This window comes from Micromonospora arida, assembly GCF_003857035.1.
Taxonomy (GTDB): Bacteria; Actinomycetota; Actinomycetes; order Mycobacteriales; family Micromonosporaceae; genus Micromonospora; species Micromonospora arida.
In genome coordinates this window covers 23,996-47,280 of record NZ_QGSY01000136.1, presented here as the reverse complement: position 1 = coordinate 47,280, position 23,285 = coordinate 23,996, and the positions used below count along the sequence as shown (strand labels likewise).

The window sequence follows — 23,285 nt, the reverse complement described above, 5'->3', positions numbered from 1 at the left end:
TCTGCCACCATTCGCAGAACAGCGCTGCGAGGGACGGGGGCACGGGTGCGGATCCTGCTGGTGGAGGACGACCGCCGGGTGGCCGCTGCGCTGTCCTCCGCCCTCACCCGCCGGGGGTACGAGGTCGAGCACGCCGCCACCGTCGCCGCCGCGCTCTCCGCCGCACCCTGTGACCTGGTGCTGCTTGACCTGACCCTGCCCGACGGGGACGGCACGGACCTGTGCCGGGAGCTGCGTCGGCGCAGCAGTCAGCTCGGCATCATCGCGGTGACCGCCCGGGGTGAGGAACGTGACCGGGTGCTGGGTCTGCGCCTGGGAGCGGACGACTACGTGGTCAAGCCGTTCTCGATGGTGGAGTTGCAGGCCCGGATCGAGGCGGTGTTGCGCCGTGCCGCGAACGCCGCGCCCGAGCGGCACCTCATCGAGGCCGGGCCGGTCCGCATCGACGTGGCCGCGCGGACGGTGACCGTCGACGGCCGTGCCGTCACGTTGACCCGCAAGGAGTTCGACGTGCTGCTCTCGCTGGCCCGCCAGCCCGGGGTGGCGGTGCCCCGCGATCGGATCCTGCTCGACGCCTGGGGCACCACCTGGGCCGACCGGCACACCGTCGAGGTGCACGTCGGGTCGCTGCGCGGCAAGCTCGGTGACGCCCGCCTGGTGGAGACCGTACGCGGCGTCGGCTACCGGCTGCGCGACGCGTGAGGAGCTGACGTGCGCCGTCGCCTGGTGATCAGCTATCTGCTGCTGATGGTCCTCGTCCTCATCGCGTTGGAGACCCCACTGGCCGCCACCATGGCCAGCCGTGAGACCGAACGGGTCCGCGCCGACCGGCTCGCCGACGCCACCCGGTTCGCCTCGCTGGCCGGCCCGGCGTTGCGTGACGGCGGGCCCGGCCCGATCGAGTCGGAGCTGACCAGCTACGACGACCTGTACGCGATCAGCGCCGCGATCGTCGACCGGGACCGGAACATCCCGGTCTCGTCGCCGAGGTGGCAGGCCAGCCCGGGGACCGCGACGGTGCTGGACGTCGCGCTGTCCGGGCAGCAGACCAGCGCCCCCGAGTCGGTCTGGCCCTGGACGACCGACCCGGTGGTGGTGGCGGTACCGATCAACGACGGGGGTGAGGTGCTCGGAGCGGTGGTGATCGTGACCCTGGCCGGCCCGATCCGCCGAGCCGTCGTCGCGTGGTGGCTGCTGCTCGCCCTGGCCGGTCTGCTCGCTGTGCTGGCCTGCGTGCTCACCGCGTTCGGGCTGGCCGGTTGGGTGCTGCGCCCGGTCACCGAACTGGACGCGGTCACCCACGAGATCGCCGAGGGCGACCGGGGCGCCCGGGTGCAGCACCGGCTGGGGCCGCCGGAGCTGCGCCGCCTCGCGGCCAGCTTCAACCACATGGCCGACGTGGTCTCCGACGTGATGGACCGGCAGCGTGCCTTCGTCGCGCACGCCAGCCACCAACTACGCAACCCGCTCACCGCGCTGCGGCTGCGGGTGGAGGAGTTGGGGCCCAGCCTCACCGACCCGGACGGTCGGTCCGAGCACCGGCTGGCCCTGGAGGAGACCGACCGGCTCGCGCTGGTGCTCGACGCGCTGCTCACCCTCGCTCGGGCCGAACGCGAGGAGAACGAGCGCGTCACCGTGGACGCCGCCGCGGTGGCCGCCTCCCGGGTGGCCGCGTGGGCGCCGCTGGCCCGGCACCGGTCGGTCGCGTTGCGGCTGGCCACGACCGACGCCCCGGCGTACGCCCAGACCGTGCCGACCGCCGTCGACCAGGCGCTGGACGCGCTCATCGACAACGCGGTGAAGTTCAGCGGGGCGGGCGGAGCGGTGACGGTGACGGTGGCCCGCCGCGACGGCGGGGTGGCGCTGGAGGTTCGCGACTCCGGCCCCGGCATGACCGAGAGTCAGCTCGGGCAGGCGACCGAGCGGTTCTGGCGGGCCCCGGACGTGCAGAACGTCGACGGCGCGGGGCTTGGTCTGACCATCGCGGCCGTGCTGGTGGACGCCTCGGACGGGCGACTCACCATGCGCCCGGGGGAGTCGCGGGGGCTGATCGCCGCACTGTGGTTCCCGACGCCGACCCTTCCGGTGGAGCCGGCGGTGGAGGAACCGGCCGCCGACCTGCGGCCCTCCCCTGCGCGGTGAGGCCCGGCCGTCACGGTTTGGTGGCGCGGTACCAGGACGCGGCGCCGGGGTGCAGCGACAGCGGCGCGGTGACGATCGCCGAGCGAGGGCTCATCCGTCCCGCCGCCGGATGGGCGGCGGCCAGCTCGGCCCGGCGGTCCATCAGCAGCCGGGTCACCTCACGGACCAACGGCTCCGGCAGGTTGGCCCGGACGATCAGGTAGTTCGGGTTGGCCACGGTGGTCACCGCGTCCACCCCGTACACCGAGCGGGGGATGTCCCGGGAGACGTAGACCTGGCCGTAGCGTGAGCGCAGCGGCTCGGTCCACTCGCTGAGGTCCACGATCCGGATGGCGCTGGCGTCGGCCAACTCCTGGATGCCCCGGACCGGCAGTCCACCGGAGAAGAAGAACGCGTCGATCCGCCCGGAGCGTAGCGCCGCCACCGAGTCGTCCAGTCCGAGCCGTTCCCGGTGCACCTCGTCACCACCGAGGCGGGCCACCTCCAGCAGCCGGGTCGCGGTGATCTCGGTGCCCGAGCCGGCCGCGCCGACGGAGACTCGCCGGCCGCGCAGGTCGGCGACCGTGCGGACCGGGCCGCCGCTCGTGGTGACCAGGTGCAGTTGGTCGTCGTACACCCGGGCGATGGCGTCGACAGCGGAGCTTCCCGCCGTGCTGGTGGGCAGCACGTCGGCCTGGGTGAAGCCCAATTCGGCCCCGCCGGAGCCGACGAGCTGGACGTTCTCCGCCGAGGCGGCGGTGATCACCACGCTGGCCCGTACGCCGGGGAGTTCCCGGTTGAGGATGGCCGCCAGGGACTGCCCGAACGCGTAGTAGACGGCGGTGGGGCTACCGGTGGCGATCCGGATCGACGTCGGCTCGGTCGGGGCGTCCCGGCAACTGGCGACGGCCAGGTTCGCGATCAGCAGCACCGCCGACAGGGTGGCCAGGCCGGCGCGGCGCGACGAGGTACGACTCACGCGGTGCACTGTGCGCCGTCGGGCGGGTGCGCGCAAGCTCGGGGTCGGCGGCGTGCCGGACGGTCGGAACCCGATCAGCAGGCCGCGCGACCCGCCGGCGCTACGCCCGCACCCCGCGCCGACGCCGGGGTCACCCCGCGCGCCGTCGCCGTCCCGGGTTCCGCCAACGGGCCGCGCGCCGGCTCCAACGCCGCACTGCGCAGGATCCGCTGCCGGTCCGGGCCGTCGGCCACGCTGACCAGGAAGCAACCGGTGCCGGGGCGGAGCCGGGCCGGCACGTCGAGCACGGCCGCACCCCGGATCAGCACCGCGGCCAGCTCCCGGTCGGTGAGCCGGACACCGAGGATGTGCCGGCGGACGTGCCGCCCGGCGGCCAGCAACGCCGAGCGCCAGGCTGCCTCCGCCAGGCGGGTCACCAACCGTCGGCGGGCCGGTGAGGCGCCGGGCAGCGGCCCGCCGAGCAGCTCGCGTCGCCCCTGCCACCAGCCCGCGTCCAACATCCGGGTGTACGCCCCCTGGTGCTCCCGGGGCACCCACAGCCGGTGCAGCTCGTAGCGGCGGCGCAGGCCGCCGACGGCCACCTCGTGGGTGACCGGGATGTCCAGCCGGTTGAGCAGTTGCCGCATCCGCTGCGCGGCGTCCTCCCGGTTGAACTCCACCCCGGCGGTGTGCTCGGCCCGGACCGCGCTGGGCCGGGCGGCGGTCGGTGGTGGCGTGCAACGCAGCAGGCAGGCAGCCTCGAACGCGTCGCCCAGTGTCAGCCAGCCCAGCGGGGATGGGGTGGTCGGGGTGTGGGGCCGGTCGAGCAGGGCGGGTTCGTGGGTCAACGGAGGCTCCCTTGTCGGAGTCTGGGTTGCCCTACCCTGGCCCCTGGCACGCCGTTACGGAACTCCTCCGGCCCAGCCTTGAGCAAATCTTGCGGCTGCGGTGCCGCTAAAGGTCGGTGACCACCAGATCCACCTGGCGCACCCGGCCCGCGGCGGTGGCCTGCTCCAGCACTGTGTGCTTCAACTCCCGCAGGGTGCCCACCAGCTCCGCAGCGGTGCGCGGCCGGGCGCCGGCGACGAGCAGGTCCCGGACCAGACGCCCCTTGGTCGCCTTGTTGAAGTGGCTGACCACCGAGCGGACCGGCACGCCGTCGACCTCCCGCTCGTGCAGAACCCGCACGGTGACAGTGCGCTCGGCCAGCTCACCGCGCGGCGTCCAGGTGGCGGCGTACGCGCCGGAGCGCAGGTCCAGCACCGGGCCGCGCCCGGCGGCGCCGTCCACCGCCGGCGTCAGCTCCCTGCGCCAGTACGTCGACAGCGCCCCGACGTCGGGCAGGCGGGCGCCGATCGGGCAGCGGTACGGCGGGATCCGGTCGGCCAGTCGAACCGCGCCCCACAACCCGGAGCTGATCAGGATCGACCGGCGGGCCGCCCGTTGCGCCGTGGCCGGCAACGAGGCCAGGTCCAACGCCTCGTAGAGCACCCCGGTGTAGAGCCGCTCGGCCGGCGCGGTGGCCGCTTCCCGCAGTCGGGCGTTGCGCCGCAGCTCGCCCCGCTGGCCCTCGCTGAGGCCGAGCGCCGCCCGTGCGGCCTCCTCGTCCGGCCCGGCGCTGAGCGCCACCAGGGCGTCCAGCACCCGCTCGCGGGCCGGGTTCAGCTCGGGCAGCGAGAGCCGGTCCGGGGCCCAGCGCCGTCCGGTGCCGGCGTCGGCCTTCCCCTCCGAGGGCGGCAACAGGATGAGCATGGGTCTCCTCGACGGGCGAACGGCGGCGCCCCACGCGCCGGCCCGGCCAGCGTACGACCAGCCCCTACCGCCAGGGCCGCACCGGGGTGTCGGGGTGGTACACGCGATAGCCGCCGACCTCCCGCACCGGCGCGGCGTCGGCCCGGTCGGCGAGCAACCGGCGCAACCGCCGGTCCATCGGCGAGTCGACTTCCACCACGTAACCCGGCCGCTCGGCCCGCCCCACCTGCCGCCAGTACGGCCGGTATCGGTTCTGCCCCGGCGACAGGTTTCCGTCGAGCACCCCGCAGACCACCGACTCATCCGTGTTGAAGATCAACCGGTTGCAGGTCCAGTAGTCCCCGTACACCTCGTGGGGTCCGTCGGCGCGCAGCGCGGCGGCCAACTCCCGGGCCTGGCGCTCCTCGGTCCGCGACGCCGCGGTGCCGGTGGCCGCGAACAGCACGGTGGTCACCAGGGTGGTCACGGTCAGCGCGGCCAGCACGGCGGCGGACAGCGCGCCGGTGAACCGCCCCAGCACGCTGCTGGTGCCCCGCCAGGCGGTCAGCGCCGCCACCCAGAGCGGCCAGAGCACCGCCGGCAGCGACAGTTGCAGCAGTGACAGGTACCGGGCGTTGTCGAGCGGGCTGGTCGCGGCGAGCGGACTGCGCACGTACGACAGCAGTGTCAACGCCGCGCCGGCGATCAGCGCGAGCTGCACGACCGGCCCGACCCGTTCCCCGCGTAGCCCTCCGGCCCCGCGTCCGACCCGCTCCCCACGCGGCGCTCCGGCGGCGCGACGGTACGCGAGCACCGCGAGTGCCGCGCCGGCCAGCAGCAGCACCGGGTACAGCACGCCGAACCACTGTTGCCAGCTTCCGCAGCCGTCCACCGGGCAGAGCCCGTGCGCCAGCGGCACCCCCTCCAGTAGGCCGCCCCGGACCCGGTCGGACAACGGCGGCTGCGGCCCGGCCTTGGTGCTGACCTCCCGGAACACCGACAGCGAGTCCTCACCGGGCCCGGCCCGCAGGTTGTCCACGATCATCGGGGCCACGCCGACGACCACCCCCGCCACCAGCAGCAGACCGGACCAGCCGAGCAGCTCCCGCCGTACCGCCCAGACCAGGGCCAACCCGGTCACCGCGAGGTACGGCAGGATCAGCCAGTCCGACCAGACGGCCAGTCCGACGAGCAGCCCGAACAGGCCGATCGCGAGCCGTCGGCGGTGGACCGTGCCGGCCGCCAACCCCACGGTGATCAGCAGCATCAGCAGCACCGCCGGCTTCACCTCCGGCCGCCCACCGACGACGGTGAGCTGGTCGCGCACCACCCGCTCCGGCCCGAGCGCGAGCAGACCCACCACGAAGGCGGCGAACCACGGGGTGCCGAGCCGGCGGGTCAACCGGTGGATCAGGTAGAGGAAGATCGCGTACAGCGCGAGCATCGGCAGGCGCAGCACCGGCCAGCTCGGCCCGGCCACCGCCACCAGGGGGGCGGCCAGGTACGACTCCAACATCCCCATGTAGTGCTGGCCGTAGAGGAAGACCGGGCGTTCCCGGCCCTGCCCGATGTGCAGCGCGGCGAGGCCGAAGGTCGCCTCGTCGCTGTTCGACACCGGCACCGTGAACAGCGTCAGGACCAGCCGGTAGACGACACCGGTGAGCCCGAACAGCAGCGCGACGAGCGCCGGCCGATCGAGTCGCGGGCGCCATCGCCCACGGTGCTGCTTTGGATGCGACACGACCAGCGCCCCCGTCGTCGTCCCGACCGGAGTGTTTCACGTTCGGCCGGGTCGCCGAGGTGGATCGGCGCAGCCGGGGTGGGGCCGGATCGGCTCCGTGGCGGCCGGGCGGAGCGGCGCGGCCGGGGTCGGCTCGCGTGGCCGTGACTGTCGACGTGTGGCAGGGTTGGCGGGTGCCACCCACTCCCGCCGGCCAACTGGCCGTTCCGAACCTGCACCGGGCTGCGCGCATCGAGGACGCCGTGCACCAGCTCGTCGAGCGCCGGCTGCGGCGCACCGGCTGGCGGGTCAACATCGTCGCGTACACCGGCTACGGCGCGCCAGGTTGGGTGCGGGTGATGTGTCGGGTGCTGCTGGGCCGTCCGGACACCCGCCAGCGGGGTCGGCTGGACAAGGTCCGCGGCTGGCGCAGCTTCACGACGCTGCCCAACAAGCACGTCACGGTGACCATCGAGGCCGGCGGGGTGCGCCACGAGACGCAGGCCGACCGCAGCGGCTTCGTCGACACCCTGGTCGAGGCGGACCTCCCGCCCGGTTGGGGTACGGTCCGGCTCAGTGTCCCGGACGCCGAGCCGGTCGACGCCCCGGTGCGCATCCTCGACCCGGAGGTCAAGTTCGGCATCATCTCCGACATCGACGACACGGTGATGGTGACCGCGCTGCCCCGGCCGCTTCTCGCCGCATGGAACACGTTCGTGCTCGACGAGCACGCCCGCAACGCCGTTCCCGGTATGGCGGTGCTCTACGAGCGGCTCGTCACCGCGCACCCCGGCGCCCCGGTCTTCTACCTCTCCACGGGCGCCTGGAACGTGGCACCGACGCTGACCCGGTTTCTGTCCCGGCACCTCTACCCGGCCGGGCCGTTGCTGTTGACCGACTGGGGTCCGACCGCCGACCGGTGGTTCCGCAGCGGGCGGGAGCACAAGCGGGTCACCCTGGCCCGGATGGCCAAGGAGTTTCCCGACGTGAAGTGGCTGCTGGTCGGCGACGACGGGCAGCACGACCAGGAGATCTACCGCGAATTCGCCGCCGCCCACCCGCAGAACGTGGCCGGGGTGGCGATCCGTCGGCTCTCGCCCACGCAGTCGGTGCTGGCCGGCAGCCTGCCCGCCCCGGCGGGCTCGTCGTCGGCGGGACCGGTGGGGCAGAAGTGGCTGTCCGCCCCGGACGGCGCCGGCCTGTGGCAGCTGCTGCGCGACGCCGGCCTGGTCTGATCCGCCGCCGACGGCGCCGGCCGCGCCTCGCGCCAAGACCGGCCTGTGGGCGTCCCGTCCCGGACGGTTAGTGGCTGACCTCGCAGAGTGAAATCTGTGAAGGATACTTGCGTGGCAGTCCTGCAGCACTGAACATATTTTCGTGCGTAGAGACTTTCATCGATCCCTTCCCGGGCTGGCGCTGGTAGCGGCGCTGACGCTCGGCGCGGCCCTCCCCATGGCCACCCCTCCCTCCGCAACCACGCCGCCGGGCACCGTGCCGGTGGCCGCCCAGGCAGCCTGCGTGACAGATCCGGCCACCCCGAAACGGCAGTTCCGGGGCATGTGGATCGCCAGCGTGGCCAACATCGACTGGCCCAGCCGCACCGGGCTCACCGCCGCCGCCCAACAGGCGGAGTACCGGGGTTGGCTCGACCTGGCCAAGCAGCGCCGGATGAACGCCGTCGTCGTGCAGGTCCGTCCCGCCGCCGACGCCTTCTGGCCGTCGACGTACGAGCCGTGGTCGCAGTGGCTCACCGGAACCCAGGGAGGCAATCCCGGTTACGACCCGATGGCCTTCATGGTGGCCGAGGCGCACGCCCGCAACCTGGAGTTCCACGCTTGGTTCAACCCGTACCGGGTCGCGACCCACACCGACCTCACCAAGCTGGCCGCCAGCCACCCGGCCCGCAAGAACCCGGGCTGGGCGGTCGCCTACAACGGCCAGCTCTACTACAACCCCGGCATCCCCGCCGTCCGGGCCTTCGTGCAGACCGCGATGATGGACGCGGTCAGCCGCTACGACATCGACGCGGTGCACTGGGACGACTACTTCTACCCGTACCCGGGCAGCGGTGGGGGCTTCCCCGACCAGGCCACGTACGCCCAGTACGGCGCCGGCTTCAGCACCATCGCCGACTGGCGGCGCAACAACGTCAACCTGCTGGTGCAGGAGATGAGTGCCAAGATTCGGGCGGCGAAGCCGTGGGTGAAGCTCGGCGTGAGCCCGTTCGGCATCTGGCGCAACGCCGGCACCGACCCGCTCGGCTCGCGCACCACCGGCCTCCAGTCGTACGACGCGATCTACGCCGACACCCGACGTTGGGTGAAGCAGGGTTGGATCGACTACATCGCCCCGCAGATCTACTGGCAGATCGGCCACCCCGCGGCCGACTACGCGGAATTGGTCCGCTGGTGGTCGGAGACCGTCAACGGCACCACCGTGCAGTTGCTCGTCGGGCAGGCCACCTACCGCGCCGGGGCCTCCGGGCAGGATGCCGCGTGGCAGGACCCGGCCGAACTCACCGACCACCTGACCCTCAACCGCGCCTACCCCCGGATCCTCGGTGACATCCACTTCAGCGCCAAGGACGTACGCGCCGACCGCATCGGTGCCGTCTCCCGGGTGACGACCGACCACTACCGCCGGCCCGCCCTGGCACCGGCCGGGGTGGGCGGTGCCGCGCCCGCCGCGCCGAACCTCACCTCGGCGGTACGCGGCACCGGCGGCGTGACGCTGAACTGGCAGCGTGGCGCCGCCGGCAGCACGGCCTCGTACGCCGTGTACCGACTGCCCGGCGACGGCTCGGTCGACCCCTGCGACCTGGCCGATGCCCGCAACCTGCTCGGCACGGTGCGTGCCTCGGGCAGCACCGGGACGTTCACCGACGCCACCGCCGCGGCCGGCTCGACCTACCGGTACCTGGTGACCGCCCTGGACCGGCTGCACCACGAGAGCCCGGCCAGCAACGCGCGGGTGGTCACCGGCACCGGCGGCACGTTCAGCGTGATCGTGGACAACACCACCACTGGTGGCTTCACCGCCGCCGCTACCTGGGGCACCTCGTCGTACCTCACCGCGCGGTACGGCACGAACTACCGGTTCGCCGAGCCGCAGGCGGTCAGTGACCCGGCCTGGTTCAGCGCCACGCTGCCCGCCGCCGGCTCGTACCGGGTCGAGGTCTGGTACCCGGCCGACCCCGGCTACAACAGCGCCACGCCGCACCTGGTGGCCACCGCGAACGGAACCGTGACGGCCTCCGTCGACCAGCGCAGCGGCGGCGGCCAGTGGCGGGTGCTGGGCACCTACGACTTCGCTGCGGGGACGCGCCAGGTCGTCGGGGTCAGCCGCTGGACCAGCACCCAGGGGTACGTCGTAGCCGACGCCGTCCGGCTCACCCGGCTCTGAGCCGCGTCTGTTCCCCCGGAGCGTCTCGACGCTTCGGGGGAACGGTCCCGCTCACCCGTCAGCCCTGGCGGAGCCAGACGGCACCGAGCGGCGGGACCTGGAGGGCCGCCGAGGCGACCATTCCGTGCCACGGCACGTTCTCGGCCCGTACCTCGCCCAGGTTGCCCACCCCCGACCCGCCGTAGTGGTGCGCGTCGGTGTTGAGCACCTCCTGCCAGGTGCCGCCGGCCGGCAGGCCGATCCGGTAGTCGTGCAGCGGCGACGCGGAGAAGTTCGCCACGCACACCAGCGTCGAGCCGTCCGGGGCGATCCGGACGAACGACACTGTGTTGTTGGCGACGTCGTCGCCGGCGATCCAGCGGAACCCGGCCGGCTCGGTGTCCTGTGCCCAGAGCGCCGGGGTGTCCCGGTAGACCCGGTTGAGGTCACCGACGAGTCGTTGCACACCCGCGCGGGCCGGGTCGTGCAGCAGGTACCAGTCGAGGCCGCGCTCCTCGCTCCACTCCCGGTCGTCGGCCATTTCGGAGCCCATGAACAGCAGTTGCTTGCCGGGGTGCGCCCACATGTACGCCAGCAGTGCCCGGACGTTCGCCAGCCGCTGCCAGGTGTCGCCGGGCATCTTGCCGGCCAGTGAGCCCTTGCCGTGCACCACCTCGTCGTGGCTGATCGGCAGCACGTAGTTCTCGCTCCAGGCGTACGCCAGGGAGAAGGTGAGCTGGTGGTGGTGGTGCTGGCGGTAGATCGGGTCCTTCGAGGTGTAGAGCAGCGTGTCGTGCATCCAGCCCATGTTCCACTTGAACCCGAAGCCCAGCCCGCCGTCGGCGGTGGGGCGGGTGACGCCCGGCCAGGCGGTCGACTCCTCGGCGATCATGACGACGCCGGCGTGGTGCTTGTAGACGGTCGCGTTCACCTCCTGCATGAGCGCGATGGCCTCCAGGTTCTCCCGGCCGCCGTACTTGTTCGGGGCCCACTCGCCGTGGTTGCGGGAGTAGTCCAGGTAGAGCATCGAGGCGACGGCGTCGACCCGCAGCCCGTCGACGTGGAACTGGTCGCACCAGTAGAGCGCGTTGGCGACCAGGAAGTTGCGCACCTCGTTGCGGCCGAAGTCGAAGACGTACGTGCCCCAGTCGGGGTGCTCGCCGCGCCGCGGGTCGGGGTGCTCGTAGAGCGGGGTGCCGTCGAAGCGGGCCAGCGCCCACTCGTCCTTCGGGAAGTGCGCGGGCACCCAGTCCAGGAGTACGCCGATGCCGGCGGCGTGCAGCCGGTCGACGAGGTGGCGGAACTCGTCCGGGTTGCCGAATCGGGAGGTCGGCGCGTAGTAGCCGGTCACCTGGTAGCCCCAGGAGCCGCCGAACGGGTGCTCCATCACCGGCAGGAACTCCACGTGCGTGAAGCCCAGCTCGGTGACGTACGCGGTGAGTTGTTCGGCCAGTTCGCGGTAGCTCAGGCCGGGCCGCCACGAGCCGAGGTGTACCTCGTAGACGCTCATCGGTTCCTGGTGCGGCTGCCGTTCGGCCCGCCGGGCCAGCCAGTCCGCGTCGTCCCACCGGTACGTCGAGTGGTGCACCACCGAGGCGGTGGCCGGCGGCACCTCGGCGTACGCCGCGAGGGGGTCGGCCTTGTCCCGCCACTGCCCGTCGGCACCCAGCACCCGGTACTTGTAGCGGGCTCCGGCCCGGGCGTTGGGGACGAACAGCTCCCACACCCCGCTGGAGCCGAGCGACCGCATCGGCCAGCCGTCGTCGGCGCCCCAGCCGGTGAAGTCGCCAACCACCCGGACGCCCTGGGCGTTGGGCGCCCAGACGCTGAACGCCACGCCCTCGTCGAAGACCCGTGCGCCGAGCGCTTCCCACAGTCGCTCGTGCCGGCCCTCGCGGATCAGGTGCAGGTCCAGCTCACCGAGGGTCGGCGGGTAGCGGTACGGGTCGTCGTGCGCGGTGCCGTCGACCTCCACTCGGTAGTCGAGCACGACGCCGTCGACCTGCGCCTCGAAGACACCCACGTCGTGCACCTGCTTCATCGGGTACCGCTCGTCGCCGACGAGCAGCGCGACGTCGCCGGCGCCCCGGCGCATCGTGCGGATCGTGGTGGAGGAGTCGGCGGGGTGCGGGCCGAGCAGCGCGTGCGGGTCGTGCGTCGCGCCGGAGATCAGCTGGTCCATCGGTCGTCCTTCGGGGCGGGAGCGGTCGGCGCGGAACGGGACGAGCGGGCGGCGGCCGAACGGGCGGCGGACAGCCGGGACGCCACCGTGGCCGGGGTCGTGGTGGCCGGAGTCGTCGTGGCCGGGGTCGTCGGCGCGGTGCCGCCGGAGAGGTCGTCCGGCACCTCGGCGACGGTGAGGTCGGCCGGCTCGGCGCCCGCCGGCTGCGGCTGGGTCGGCGGGGTTGGGCGACGCACTGTCAACACGTGCGCGGGTTGCAGGTACGGGTCGAGCCGTACCGCGTTGCGCTGACCCCAGTCGTAGCTGGTGCCGGTCAGCTCGTCGTGCACCGTGAACCGTTCGTGCCAGTCGAAGCCGAGCTCCGGCATGTCGAGGGTGGTGTTGCCCCACTGCACGGTGCGCGGGTCGAACGAGCAGATCACGATGACCGTGTTGCCGGTCTCCGGGTCGTGCTTGGACCAGCAGAGCAACGCCGGGTTGTCGATCTCGTGGAAGCGCAGGTTGCGGAGCTGGTGCAGGGCAGGGTTGTCCCGGCGTACCCGGTTGAGGGTGGTCAGGAACGGTGCCAGCGAACGGCCCTGAGCCTCCGCGGCGGCCCAGTCCCGGGGTCGCAGCTCGTACTTCTCGTTGTCCAGGTACTCCTCGGCGCCCGGCCGGGCCACGTGCTCGAACAGCTCGAAACCGGCGTACAGACCCCAGGAGGGCGAGAGCAGCGCGGCCAGCACCGCCCGGATCTTGAACATCGGCGGGCCGCCGTGCTGCAACGACTCGTGCAGGATGTCCGGGGTGTTGGGCCAGAAGTTCGGCCGCATGTAGTCGGCCGCCTCGATCAGCTCCTCGCAGTACGCCCGCATCTCGGCCGCCGTCGTGCGCCAGGTGAAATAGGTGTACGACTGCGTGAAGCCGATCTTGCCGAGGCCGTGCATGATCGCCGGCCGGGTGAATGCCTCGGCCAGGAACAGCACGTCCGGATCGACCGCCTTCACCTCGGCGATCAGCCAGTGCCAGAAGTCGAACGGCTTGGTGTGCGGGTTGTCCACCCGGAAGATCCGGATGCCCTCGCCGACCCAGTGCAGCACCACCCGCAGCACCTCGGCCCGGATGCCCTCCGGGTCGTTGTCGAAGTTGACCGGGTAGATGTCCTGGTACTTCTTCGGCGGGTTCTCCGCGTACGCGATGCTGCCGTCGGCCCGGGTGGTGAACCACTCCGGGTGCTCGGTGACCCACGGGTGGTCCGGCGCGCACTGCAACGCCAGGTCCATCGCCACTTCCAGGCCCTGTGCCGCCGCCGCCTGGATGAAGGCCCGGAAGTCCGCCGGCGTACCCAGATCGGGGTGGATCGTGTCGTGGCCGCCCTCGGCGGCGCCGATCGCCCACGGCGAGCCCACGTCGGTCGGCCCGGCGGTGAGCGCGTTGTTCGGGCCCTTGCGGTTGACCCGGCCGATCGGGTGGATCGGCGGCAGGTAGAGCACGTCGAAGCCCATCGCGGCCACCCCCGGCAGCCGCTCGGTGGCGGTCGCGAAGGTGCCGGACCGCCCGCCTACCGCCCCTTCGGAGCGGGGGAAGAACTCGTACCAGGCCGAGTAGAGCGCCCGCTTGCGGTCAACCCAGATCGTGTACGTGTCACCGGCGGTGACCAGCTCCCGGACCGGGTGCTCCCAGAGCAGGTCGGCCAGCGCCAGCGCCGGGTCGACCCGCTGCGCCAGCGGCAGGTCGGTGTCGACCAGCGCGGTGAGCGCGTCGGCGACCCGGGGCCGGTCGGCGGTCGGCACGAGGCCCCGGGCGGCGGCGAGCACCCGCGTACCCTCGGCCAGGTCGTTGGCCAGGTCCTCCGGCCCCTGCCCGGCGGCGATCTTCTTGGTCACCGCGTTCTGCCAGGTCAGGTACGGGTCCTGGAACGCCTCCACGGAGAAGGTCCACGAGCCGACGGCGTCCGGCGTGATGGTGGCGTGCCAGCCGTCCTGGCCGGGCTCGCCGGGGCGCATCCGGGTGAACGGCCGGCTCGCGCCGTCCGGACCAGCCCACACCACGTTGCAGCCCAGCGCGTCGTGCCCCTCCCGGTAGGCGCGCGCCGACACCGGAACCGGTTCGTCGACCACCGCCTTGGCCGGGTATCGCCCGCACGAGACGACGGGGGAGACGTCTTCGATCGGGAACCGTCCAGTCACCCCGCAAACCTACTGCGCGAGATCCGTTCGCGCGCGGCCAAGCCCCGGACGCTGGCGGGTACGGGAAACTGGGCGGCGCGAAGCGGTCACGGTGGCCGACCCGCAGGCCGCAAGATCGCGCAACATCCTGGTTGTAGTGGTATCAGTGCGCCGGCGATGCCACTACATCCTGGTTCGAGCGTGACCTTGACGCCCCGCTCATCCAAGATCCAGAGAGCCCGCTTGATCGGGTTGTCGGACGAGTTGTACTGGCGGGCGAGTTCAGCGATGGTCGGCAACTTGTACGACACCTTCCGGTGTTGGCGGGGGCACATCACCGAGCCGAGGGTGACGTAGCCTCCGGCCATGATCGAACGGGTGAGAGTCGCGGTTGTCGGGGTCGGGAACAACACGTCGGCACTGGTGCAGGGGCTCGCTCTCTACCGCCAGAGCGGCAGCCTGGTCGGGATCCGCCGGCCGATGATCCACGGGCTCGGGGTGGGGGACATCGACGTCGTGGCGGCCTTCGCGACCTCCGAGGAGAAGATCGGTCGGGACCTGACCGAGGCGATCTTCCTGGCGCCCAACAACTTCCCCCGGCTGGACTGCGACCTGCCCAGAGCGGGTGTGCCGGTCACGAAGGGCCTCGTCGACGCGGGCGAGGTGCAGCGGGTGGCGACGGCGCTGGTCGGTGCGGAGGTGCTGCTCTACTCGGCGCCGAGTGGCCGGCCGGAGATCGCCCAGGCGTACGCCGCGGCAGCTCACACGGCCGGTGTCGCCTTCATCAACACCACCTCCGACCCGGTCGCCCGCGATCCGCGGCTGCTGGACAGCTTCGAAGCTGCCGGTCTGCCGCTGCTCGGCGACGACCTGGCCAGCCAGTTCGGCACCTCGGTGCTGCACAACGCGCTGCTGCGGCTGCTGAAGGAGCGGGGCCTCACCCTGGTCAGCTCCTACCAGGTCAATCTCGGCGGCACCGAGGACTTCCGCAACCTGGTCGAGAACCCCAACACCAAGAAGCAGTCCAAACTCAACGCCTTGTCGGGGGCTGACAGCGTCGAGGTGGCTCCGCTCGGCTACCTGCCGCACCTCGCGTCGCAGAAGGTGGCTCACCTCAACCTTGAGGCGCAGGGTTGGGGTGAGACGGCGGTGAGCCTCGACGTGAAGCTGAAGGTGCACGATCCGAGCGGTGCTGCCGGCGTCAACATCGACCTCATTCGCATCGCGGCCAGCGCGCTACGGAACGGACGTGGTGGTCATTGCGCCGACGCGACGTCGTTGCTGAAATCTCCGCCTGGAACGGCGATCTGAGCGGTCGCCCTCGTACCGCGTCAGGGGGACCGCGGGGCGAGGCGTCGACCGTACGAGTGAGGGCTGCCCGGCCGGGGTGTCCGGGGAGGGCGACGGTGAGTGAATGGGCGAATGGCAGTCCTCGCTATCGTCGTCGGCGGTGGCATCGGTGCCACCCTGCGTTACCTGCTGGGGCTGGGCCTCGCGCCGTCCACGCCACCTGATTTCCCCTGGGTCACCTTCATGATCAACATGGTGGGTGCCTTCGCTCTCGGCGCGGTGATGACGCTGCTCGCGGCACACCGGCTGCCCGGCCCGTGGGGCAAGCCGTTCCTCTCGACCGGGCTCATCGGCGGGTTCACGACCTGGTCGCACTTCATCGTCGAGAGCGATCAGCTGATCGGGGCGCGACGCAGCGGAGTGGGCATCATCTACCTCGTCCTGTCCATCATCGTCGGAGTGATCGCGGCGGCGCTCGGGGCCCGCCTCGCGGAACTGCGGGTGGGGCGTCCGGCGGGACGGAGCGCCTGATGTGGGTGGGAATCGGGGTGTTCCTGGCCGGCGGGCTCGGGGCACTGAGCCGCGCCGGGGTCGACGCGCTGGTGAAGCCATGGTGGAGCCGGCGGGTCACCGGCTCCAGCAAGGCCTTCCCGGCGAGCACCTTCCTGATCAATGTCTCCGGTGCCTTCGTGCTCGGCATCGTCACCGGCTACGCGGTAAAACACACCGCCGGAGGCGCGCAGGACTTCAACGCGATCGTCGGCGTCGGCTTCCTGGGCGCCTACACCACCTTCTCCACAGAGGAATGGCACACCCTGGGACTGCTGCGCAAGAACGCCTCTGTCGAGGCCTTCAACATGCTCGGCAGCCTCTGCGCCAGCCTCGTACTGGCGGCGCTCGGCCTGTGGATCGGCAGCCTGCTCTAGCCCGCGCCAACCTGACCACCGCAGCGCGCCCGGTCGATGGACGACACCGACGCGTCGTCAGTTGCCGATCTTGTCCAGGTCGACGAGGTCCTCGTCGGAGAGCGACAGGCCCGCGCCGGCGACGTTCTCGCGCAGGTGCGCGACTGTCGACGTACCCGGAATGAGCAGGATGTTTGGCGAGCGCCGCAGCAGCCAGGCCAGGGCGACCGACATCGCCGTGGTGGCCAACCTGGCCGCCACGGCGGACAGGGCCGCGGACTGTAGCGGGCTGAAGCCGCCGAGCGGGAAGTAGGGCACATAGGCGACGCCCTGTTCGGCGAGCGTGTCGATCAGCTCGTCGTCTTGGCGGAAGGCCAGGTTGTACATGTTCTGCACGCACACGATCGGCGCGATCGCCTGCGCCTCGGCGACCTGCTGCGCCGTCGCGGTGCTCACACCCAGGTGCCGGATCAGGCCCTGCCGCTGAAGGTCGACGAGCGTCTCGAACGGTTCGGCGAGCGAGCCGGGTTGCGGGCCCTCGGCGTTACCGAGCCGTAGGTTGACCAGGTCGAGCACCTCGACACCGAGGTTCTCCAGGTTCTCGTGGACTGCCCGGCGGAGGTCGTCGGGATTCCGGGCGGGGGGCCAACCGCCCTGCTGGTCGCGGGTGGCGCCGACCTTGGTGACGACGTGCAGCGATTCGGGGTACGGGTGCAGAGCCTCCCAGATCAGCTTGTTGGTGATGTGCGGCCCGTAGGCGTCGCTGGTGTCGATGTGGGTGATGCCGAGCTCGACGACCTCGCGCAGGACGGCGAGCGCGCCGTCGGGGTCGGCGGGCGGCCCCATGACCCAGGGGCCGGCGAGTTGCATGGCGCCGTAGCCGAAGCGGGTGACGCTCAGGTCGCCCAGCATCCAGGTGCCCCCGGGAAGGGAAGGGTTGCCGCCGGAAAAGGTGCGGGCGTCGTCGGGAAGGGAGGTGGAGCGCATGGTCAGACCTCGGATTTCAGGTGGAGTGCGGCGCGATCGGCACCCCTCAGGTGCCTGCTTCACTATGGTCAGGTAACTTCCTGACAGGAAGTAGGCACTTTCAAGTGCGTAACACACCGACCGGTGGGAGCGGCGCGGATGGTGACGACGACGGCGGCCCAACAGAGAGCACAGACCAAGGCGGAGTACGACACCTTCCTGGCCGGGTGCCCCAGCCGCAAACTGCTCGACCGGATCTCCGACAAGTGGGTCACGTTGATCCTGGCCGCGCTGGGCAGCGACGGCTCCCACCGGTTCGGCGCTGACTGCGCCGGCGAACCCCGCCCGCTGCGCTACTCCGAGCTGTCGCGCCTACTGGCCGGCGTCAGCCAGAAGATGCTCACCCAGACGCTGCGCGCCCTGGAACGCGACGGCCTGATCACCCGCACGGCGACACCGACCGTGCCCGTCACTGTCACCTACGAGCTGACCGCTCTCGGCCTCTCGCTGCACCAGATGATGCGCGGCCTCAAGGGCTGGGCCGAGACGCACATGGACGAGGTGCTCGGCAACCGCGCGACGTACGACACCCGCGCCTCGGCAGATTGACAGGGCGGGTCAGCCCGCCGCGCGGACCGAGCGGTACACGTCCAGGGTCTGCCGGGCGATGGCGTCCCAGGAGAAGTGCTCCACCGCGCGACGCCGGCCGGCCAGGCCGAACCGCTCGGTGCGCGCCGGGTCGGCGAGCAGCGTGTTGATCGCGGCCGCCAGGTCGGCCACGAAGCGGTCCGGGTCCAGTGGGGTGCCGGAGCCGTCGGTGGCCTGCTCGATGGGCACCAGCAGACCGGTCTCGCCGTTGGCCACCACCTCGGGGATGCCGCCGGTGGCGGTCGCCACCACGGCCGTCTCGCAGGCCATCGCCTCCAGGTTGACGATGCCCATCGGCTCGTAGACCGACGGGCAGGCGAAGACCGTGGCGTGCGTGAGCACCTGGATCACCTCCGCCTTGGGCAGCATCTCGGCCACCCAGACCACGCCGGAGCGGTTGGCCCGCAGCTCGGCGACCAACTCCTCCACCTCGGCGGCGATCTCGGCGGTGTCCGGCGCGCCGGCGAGCAGGACGAGCTGCGTGTCCGCCGGCAACTCCCGGGCGGCCCGCAGCAGGTACGGGAGCCCCTTCTGCCGGGTGATCCTGCCCACGTAGACCACGCTGGGGCGGGAGGGGTCGACGCCGAGCCGGTCGAGCACGTCGGTGCCCTGATCCGGGGCGTACTGGATGGTGTCGATGCCGTTGTAGACCACCCGGACCCGGTCGGGGTCGATCTGCGGGTACGCGGTGAGCACGTCGTTGCGCATCCCGCCGCTGACCGCGATCACCGCGTCGGCGGCCTCCATCGCGGTGCGCTCGATCCAGGAGGAGAGCGCGTAACCGCCGCCGAGCTGTTCGGCCTTCCACGGCCGCAGCGGCTCCAGGCTGTGCGCGGTCACCACGTGCGGCACCCCGTGCAGCAGCTTCGCGGTGTGGCCGGCCAGGTTCGCGTACCAGGTGTGGCTGTGCACCACGTCGGTGCCGGCCGCGCCGGCGGCCATCTCCAGGTCCACGCCCATCGTGCGCAGCGCGGCGTTCGCGCCGGTCAGGCCCGGCGGTTCGGCGTACGCGGTGACCCCCGGCTCGGTGCGCGGCAGGCCGAAGCAGTGCACCCGTACGTCGGCGAGGCGGCGCAACTCCCGAGCCAGGTACTCGACGTGCACGCCCGCGCCGCCGTAGACCTCCGGTGGGTACTCGCGGGTGAGCAGATCGACGCGCAGCGGGGTGGGTGCGTTCATGACCCCGCACCCTAGTGCAGAAGACTCCCCGTACGAGTGGTGAAGTGGGACGCGGGTGGATAGCGTCGGGGCATGGCTGCCAAGGTGCTCGCGATCGTCCTGGCGGGTGGGGAGGGCAAGCGCCTGATGCCACTCACCACGGATCGGGCCAAGCCGGCCGTCCCGTTCGGCGGGATGTACCGCATGGTCGACTTCGTCCTCTCCAACCTGGCCAACGCCGGCTATCTCAAGATCGTCGTGCTGACCCAGTACAAGTCCCACTCCCTCGACCGACACATCACCAAGACCTGGCGGATGTCCACGCTGCTCGGCAACTACGTCACCCCGGTGCCCGCGCAGCAGCGTCGTGGCCCGTGGTGGTTCGCCGGCTCGGCCGACGCCATCTACCAGAGCTTCAACCTGATAAACGACGAGCAGCCCGACTACGTGATCGTCTTCGGCGCCGACCACATCTACCGGATGGACCCGCGGCAGATGGTCGAGGACCACATCGCCTCCGGCGCGGCGGTGACCGTCGCCGGCATCCGCCAGCCGCTGTCGACCGCCGACCAGTTCGGCGTCATCGAGGTCGGCGAGGACGGCAAGCGGATCCGGGCGTTCCGCGAGAAGCCCACCGACGCGGTCGGTCTGCCCGACGCACCGGACGAGATCTACGCCTCGATGGGCAACTACGTCTTCACCACCCGGGCGCTCTGCGAGGCGGTCGAGCGCGACGCCGAAGACAAGTCCAGCAAGCACGACATGGGCGGCAGCATCATCCCGATGCTCGTCGAACGCGGCGAGGCCAACGTCTACGACTTCCGCGACAACGAGGTGCCGGGCAGCACCGACCGTGATCGCGGCTACTGGCGGGACGTGGGGACGCTCGACTCGTTCTACGACGCGCACATGGATCTGATCAACGTGCACCCCGTCTTCAACATGTACAACTTCGACTGGCCGATCTACACCGAGCAACCGCCGTGGCCGCCGGCGAAGTTCGTCCACCAGTGGGGTGAGCGGGTCGGCCGCGCGGTCGGCTCGATGGTCTCCCCGGGTGTGGTGATCTCCGGCTCGCTGGTGGAGAACTCGATCGTCTCGCCGAAGGTGCGGGTGCACTCCTGGGCGCACGTCGAGGGCTCGGTGCTCATGGAGGGTGTGGAGATCGGCCGGCACGCCGTGGTCCGGCGGGCCATCCTGGACAAGAACGTGTTCGTCCCGGAGGGCGTCGAGATCGGCGTCGACCTGGAGAAGGACCGGCAGCGCTACACCGTTTCCGACAACGGCATCGTGGTCATCGGCAAGGGCCAGAAGGTCGTGCCGTGACCGACAGGCACTCCCCGAGGAGGATCCCGCAGTGACCCACCCCCGTGCCGGCCAGCCCGCCGAGCCCGCCGACCTGGTCGACGTGCCGCGCCTGGTGACCGCCTACTACGCCGAGCATCCGGATCCCGCGGACCCGGCCCAGCAGGTCTCCTTCGGCACCTCCGGCCACCGCGGCTCCAGCCTGCGCAACGCGTTCAACTCCGACCACATCCTCGCGGTCACCCAGGCGCTCTGCGACTACCGGCGCGAGCAGGGGCTGGACGGGCCGCTCTTCCTCGCCCGGGACACCCACGCGCTCTCCGCGCCGGCCGCGGTGGACGCCCTGGAGGTGCTCGCCGCCAACGGGGTCACCGTGCTGGTGGACAGCCGCGACGGCTACACCCCGACCCCGGCGCTGTCGCACGCGATCCTCACGCACAACCGCGGGCGGACCAGCGGGCTCGCCGACGGCATCGTGATCACCCCGTCGCACAACCCGCCCGACGACGGCGGTTTCAAGTACAACCCCACCAACGGTGGGCCGGCCGACACCGACGTGACCCGGTGGATCCAGGACCGGGCCAACGCCATCCTCGCCGCAGGGCTCAAGGAGGTCCGCCGGATCACCTACGCGCGGGCGCGGGCCGCCGACACCACCGGGGAGTACGACTTCCTCGCCAACTACGTCGACGACCTGCCGGCCGCGATCGACATCGACGCCATCCGCGACGCGGGGATCCGCATCGGCGCGGACCCGCTGGGCGGGGCGAGCGTGGCGTACTGGGGTGAGATCGCCGAGCGGCACCGCCTGGACCTGACCGTGGTCAACCCGACGGTCGACCCGACCTGGCGGTTCATGACCCTGGACGGCGACGGCAAGATCCGGATGGACTGCTCCTCGCCGAACGCGATGGCGTCGCTGATCGCCGCGCGGGCCGACTACCAGATCTCCACGGGCAACGACGCCGACGCCGACCGGCACGGCATCGTCACCCCGGACGCCGGGCTGATGAACCCCAACCACTACCTGGCGGTGGCGATCGGGCACCTGTTCCGCACCCGCACCGAGTGGGGGCCGGCCGCCGCGGTGGGCAAGACCCTGGTCTCGTCGTCGATGATCGACCGGGTCGCCGCCGACCTGGGCCGGCCGCTGCTGGAGGTGCCGGTCGGCTTCAAGTGGTTCGTACCCGGCCTGCTGGACGGCGCGGTCGGCTTCGGTGGCGAGGAGAGCGCCGGGGCGTCGTTCCTGCGGCGCGACGGCTCGACCTGGACCACCGACAAGGACGGCCTGCTGCTCTGCCTGCTCGCCGCCGAGATCCAGGCCACCACCGGCCGCAGCCCGAGCGAGCACTGGGCGGAGTTGGCCGAGCGTTTCGGCGCGCCTGCGTACGCCCGGATCGACGCCCCGGCCACCCGGGAGCAGAAGGCTGTGCTCGGCAAGCTCTCCCCGGAGCAGGTAACCGCCACCGAGCTGGCCGGTGAGCCGATCACCGCGACGCTGACCACCGCCCCCGGTAACGGCGCGGCGATCGGCGGCCTCAAGGTCAGCACCGAGTCCGGCTGGTTCGCCGCGAGGCCCTCCGGCACCGAGGACGTCTACAAGATCTACGCCGAGTCCTTCCAGGGCCCCGACCACCTCAAGAAGATTCAAGAAGAAGCCAAAGCCCTGGTAGACCAAGCCCTGACCCAGTAACCCGCGCCCCCGAACGCCCGCCTTGATCATGAGGTTGTTGCCCTCCGCCTCGGCGTGTCGCAGCAACAACCTCATGGTCGACGGCGACAGAACGGGCGAGGGGGTGGGTGTGGTCAGCAGGGTGGGGGGATTTCCTGTTGGGCTCGTCGGCGTAGTTCCTCGGGGAGCAGCTCACGGAGCTGCTCGGGGAGGAACGGCAGGTCGAGCAGAGTCATCTTCAACTGGTTGCGCTCCTGGTAGCGCAGCGGGTCGAAGCGGACCACCAGGCCAGCCTTGCGGCGGTACGTGATGTCCACGGCCCCCTCCGTCGCCGCGTCGCGGAACACCAGCCCGTCCATCTCCACCACGACCGGCGACGAGTCGGGTCGGAGCTCCAACCGGATGTTCTCGTCCGGCGAGAGCACCACCGACCGGGAGATGCCGGCCATCGGCGCTGACGGCGTGATCACCACCGAGTCGGCGGCGGGGGAGATCAGTGGGCCGCCCGCGGCGTAGCTGTAGGCCGTCGAGCCGATCGGGGTGCTGACCACAACGGCGTCACTGCGGTAGTAGCCGTACTGCTGGCCGTCGATGGCGAGGGTGACGCTCACGAAGCCGGAGCCGGGCTGGCGCACCAGCGCGATGTCGTTGAACGCCACGACGTCGTCACCGCACACGTCGCAGGCCAGGCAGGCGTGCGACTCGATGGTGAAGTCCTTCGACAGCAGCCGGCTCAACGCGTCGGGCAGCTCCGGCGGCTCGATCTCGACGAGAAACCCCAGATGACCCAGGTGTACGCCGAGCACCGGCTTCGGGTCGTGGATGGCGGAGCGCAGCGCACCCAACATGGTGCCGTCGCCGCCGATGCTGATCAAGGCGTCGGCGCGGGCCGCCACCTCGTCCGCCGGCACCGGCACGATGCAGGACGAGACGCGGTGCTGGTCCTCCTCGCGCACCATCAGCGTCTTGTGGTGACGCTTCGCCCACCGTTCGATGATCCCGACCACCTCGGTGACATCCCGGGTGGGGTGCAGCACAAGTCCCAGCCCCGACACCCGTACAGCTCACCACATCGGCGGCGACCGTACCCGCCGTACACCG

At 71.6% G+C, this 23,285-nt stretch carries 19 protein-coding genes; 10 read left to right on the top strand and 9 right to left on the bottom strand.

Annotated features, from left to right (window positions below; translation table 11 throughout):
- Nucleotides 1-45 precede the first annotated feature (45 nt).
- Nucleotides 46-702, top strand: a complete 657-nt coding sequence (locus tag DLJ58_RS08350; protein ID WP_091401433.1) for a response regulator transcription factor — start codon at nt 46-48, stop codon at nt 700-702.
- A gap of 9 nt (nt 703-711) precedes the next feature.
- Nucleotides 712-2,142, top strand: coding sequence for a sensor histidine kinase (locus tag DLJ58_RS08345; RefSeq protein ID WP_124854620.1), 1,431 nt, complete (start codon nt 712-714; stop codon nt 2,140-2,142).
- Nucleotides 2,143-2,152: 10 nt separating this feature from the next.
- Here DLJ58_RS08345 and DLJ58_RS08340 read toward each other — a convergent pair whose 3' ends face one another.
- The 4 genes from DLJ58_RS08340 to DLJ58_RS08325 all read right to left on the bottom strand — a co-directional run bounded on the left by DLJ58_RS08340 (nt 2,153) and on the right by DLJ58_RS08325 (nt 6,551).
- Entirely contained in the window at nt 2,153-3,109 is a 957-nt protein-coding gene (locus DLJ58_RS08340; RefSeq protein ID WP_124854619.1) for a TAXI family TRAP transporter solute-binding subunit, read from the bottom strand.
- A 65-nt stretch (nt 3,110-3,174) separates the two neighbouring features.
- Nucleotides 3,175-3,927 (bottom strand): hypothetical protein, encoded by a 753-nt coding sequence (locus DLJ58_RS08335; protein WP_244218840.1) that lies wholly within the window; start codon nt 3,925-3,927, stop codon nt 3,175-3,177.
- Between the two features lie 106 nt (nt 3,928-4,033).
- Nucleotides 4,034-4,831, bottom strand: coding sequence for a peroxide stress protein YaaA (gene yaaA / locus DLJ58_RS08330; protein WP_112585555.1), 798 nt, complete (start codon nt 4,829-4,831; stop codon nt 4,034-4,036).
- Between the two features lie 64 nt (nt 4,832-4,895).
- A complete protein-coding gene (locus DLJ58_RS08325) occupies nt 4,896-6,551 on the bottom strand; it encodes an ArnT family glycosyltransferase (RefSeq protein WP_124854618.1) in 1,656 nt (551 codons plus the stop codon).
- Nucleotides 6,552-6,724: 173 nt separating this feature from the next.
- On the opposite strand from DLJ58_RS08325, the gene DLJ58_RS08320 reads away from it, so the two are divergent.
- A complete protein-coding gene (locus DLJ58_RS08320; protein WP_124854636.1) occupies nt 6,725-7,765 on the top strand; it encodes an App1 family protein in 1,041 nt (346 codons plus the stop codon).
- Nucleotides 7,766-7,907: 142 nt separating this feature from the next.
- Nucleotides 7,908-9,932: a family 10 glycosylhydrolase gene (locus DLJ58_RS08315; RefSeq protein WP_341869898.1), complete on the top strand. Its 2,025-nt coding sequence runs from the start codon at nt 7,908-7,910 to the stop codon at nt 9,930-9,932.
- Nucleotides 9,933-9,990: 58 nt separating this feature from the next.
- On the opposite strand, the gene glgB is transcribed toward DLJ58_RS08315, so the two are convergent.
- The gene (glgB, locus tag DLJ58_RS08310; protein WP_124854617.1) at nt 9,991-12,093 is read right to left on the bottom strand and encodes a 1,4-alpha-glucan branching protein GlgB; all 2,103 of its coding nucleotides are present in this window, start codon (nt 12,091-12,093) and stop codon (nt 9,991-9,993) included.
- Complete coding sequence (locus DLJ58_RS08305) at nt 12,081-14,261, bottom strand: alpha-1,4-glucan--maltose-1-phosphate maltosyltransferase (protein WP_244218839.1); 2,181 nt, start codon at nt 14,259-14,261, stop codon at nt 12,081-12,083. The genes glgB and DLJ58_RS08305 overlap by 13 nt, the downstream gene beginning before the upstream one ends.
- Nucleotides 14,262-14,606: 345 nt before the next feature.
- Here DLJ58_RS08305 and DLJ58_RS08300 point away from each other — a divergent pair, with 345 nt between their 5' ends.
- The 3 genes from DLJ58_RS08300 to DLJ58_RS08290 all read left to right on the top strand — a co-directional run bounded on the left by DLJ58_RS08300 (nt 14,607) and on the right by DLJ58_RS08290 (nt 16,456).
- Nucleotides 14,607-15,551, top strand: coding sequence for an inositol-3-phosphate synthase (locus DLJ58_RS08300; RefSeq protein ID WP_124854616.1), 945 nt, complete (start codon nt 14,607-14,609; stop codon nt 15,549-15,551).
- A gap of 111 nt (nt 15,552-15,662) precedes the next feature.
- Complete coding sequence (locus DLJ58_RS08295) at nt 15,663-16,061, top strand: fluoride efflux transporter FluC (RefSeq protein WP_124854615.1); 399 nt, start codon at nt 15,663-15,665, stop codon at nt 16,059-16,061.
- Complete coding sequence (locus tag DLJ58_RS08290; protein ID WP_124854614.1) at nt 16,061-16,456, top strand: fluoride efflux transporter FluC; 396 nt, start codon at nt 16,061-16,063, stop codon at nt 16,454-16,456. The genes DLJ58_RS08295 and DLJ58_RS08290 overlap by 1 nt, the downstream gene beginning before the upstream one ends.
- A 57-nt stretch (nt 16,457-16,513) precedes the next feature.
- Here DLJ58_RS08290 and DLJ58_RS08285 read toward each other — a convergent pair whose 3' ends face one another.
- The gene (locus DLJ58_RS08285; RefSeq protein ID WP_124854613.1) at nt 16,514-17,422 is read right to left on the bottom strand and encodes an aldo/keto reductase family oxidoreductase; all 909 of its coding nucleotides are present in this window, start codon (nt 17,420-17,422) and stop codon (nt 16,514-16,516) included.
- Nucleotides 17,423-17,560: 138 nt separating this feature from the next.
- Between DLJ58_RS08285 and DLJ58_RS08280 the strand changes: the two genes are divergently transcribed.
- The gene (locus tag DLJ58_RS08280; RefSeq protein WP_124854612.1) at nt 17,561-18,010 is read left to right on the top strand and encodes a winged helix-turn-helix transcriptional regulator; all 450 of its coding nucleotides are present in this window, start codon (nt 17,561-17,563) and stop codon (nt 18,008-18,010) included.
- A gap of 9 nt (nt 18,011-18,019) precedes the next feature.
- Here the strand turns inward: DLJ58_RS08280 and glgA are convergent, their stop codons facing one another.
- Nucleotides 18,020-19,228 carry a glycogen synthase gene (gene glgA, locus DLJ58_RS08275; RefSeq protein ID WP_124854611.1) on the bottom strand — a complete coding sequence of 403 codons (1,209 nt, stop codon included), beginning with the start codon at nt 19,226-19,228 and terminating at the stop codon, nt 18,020-18,022.
- 72 nt (nt 19,229-19,300) lie between these two features.
- Here glgA and glgC point away from each other — a divergent pair, with 72 nt between their 5' ends.
- Both glgC and pgm read left to right on the top strand, forming a co-directional pair.
- Nucleotides 19,301-20,533 carry a glucose-1-phosphate adenylyltransferase gene (gene glgC, locus DLJ58_RS08270; protein ID WP_030489244.1) on the top strand — a complete coding sequence of 411 codons (1,233 nt, stop codon included), beginning with the start codon at nt 19,301-19,303 and terminating at the stop codon, nt 20,531-20,533.
- 31 nt (nt 20,534-20,564) lie between these two features.
- Entirely contained in the window at nt 20,565-22,205 is a 1,641-nt protein-coding gene (gene pgm / locus DLJ58_RS08265; protein WP_124854610.1) for a phosphoglucomutase (alpha-D-glucose-1,6-bisphosphate-dependent), read from the top strand.
- Nucleotides 22,206-22,318: 113 nt separating this feature from the next.
- Here pgm and DLJ58_RS08260 read toward each other — a convergent pair whose 3' ends face one another.
- Entirely contained in the window at nt 22,319-23,230 is a 912-nt protein-coding gene (locus DLJ58_RS08260; protein ID WP_425271300.1) for an NAD(+)/NADH kinase, read from the bottom strand.
- Nucleotides 23,231-23,285: the final 55 nt, after the last annotated feature.

Bases quoted from the DNA above. Each gene is read 5' to 3' on its own strand.
- DLJ58_RS08300 (WP_124854616.1), top strand. From the start codon at position 14,607: ATGATCGAACGGGTGAGAGTCGCGGTTGTCGGGGTCGGGAACAACACG.
- DLJ58_RS08290 (WP_124854614.1), top strand. From the start codon at position 16,061: ATGTGGGTGGGAATCGGGGTGTTCCTGGCCGGCGGGCTCGGGGCACTG.
- glgC (WP_030489244.1), top strand. From the start codon at position 19,301: ATGGCTGCCAAGGTGCTCGCGATCGTCCTGGCGGGTGGGGAGGGCAAG.
- glgA (WP_124854611.1), bottom strand. From the start codon at position 19,228: ATGAACGCACCCACCCCGCTGCGCGTCGATCTGCTCACCCGCGAGTAC.
- DLJ58_RS08295 (WP_124854615.1), top strand. From the start codon at position 15,663: ATGGCAGTCCTCGCTATCGTCGTCGGCGGTGGCATCGGTGCCACCCTG.
- yaaA (WP_112585555.1), bottom strand. From the start codon at position 4,831: ATGCTCATCCTGTTGCCGCCCTCGGAGGGGAAGGCCGACGCCGGCACC.
- DLJ58_RS08280 (WP_124854612.1), top strand. From the start codon at position 17,561: ATGGTGACGACGACGGCGGCCCAACAGAGAGCACAGACCAAGGCGGAG.
- DLJ58_RS08285 (WP_124854613.1), bottom strand. From the start codon at position 17,422: ATGCGCTCCACCTCCCTTCCCGACGACGCCCGCACCTTTTCCGGCGGC.
- glgB (WP_124854617.1), bottom strand. From the start codon at position 12,093: ATGGACCAGCTGATCTCCGGCGCGACGCACGACCCGCACGCGCTGCTC.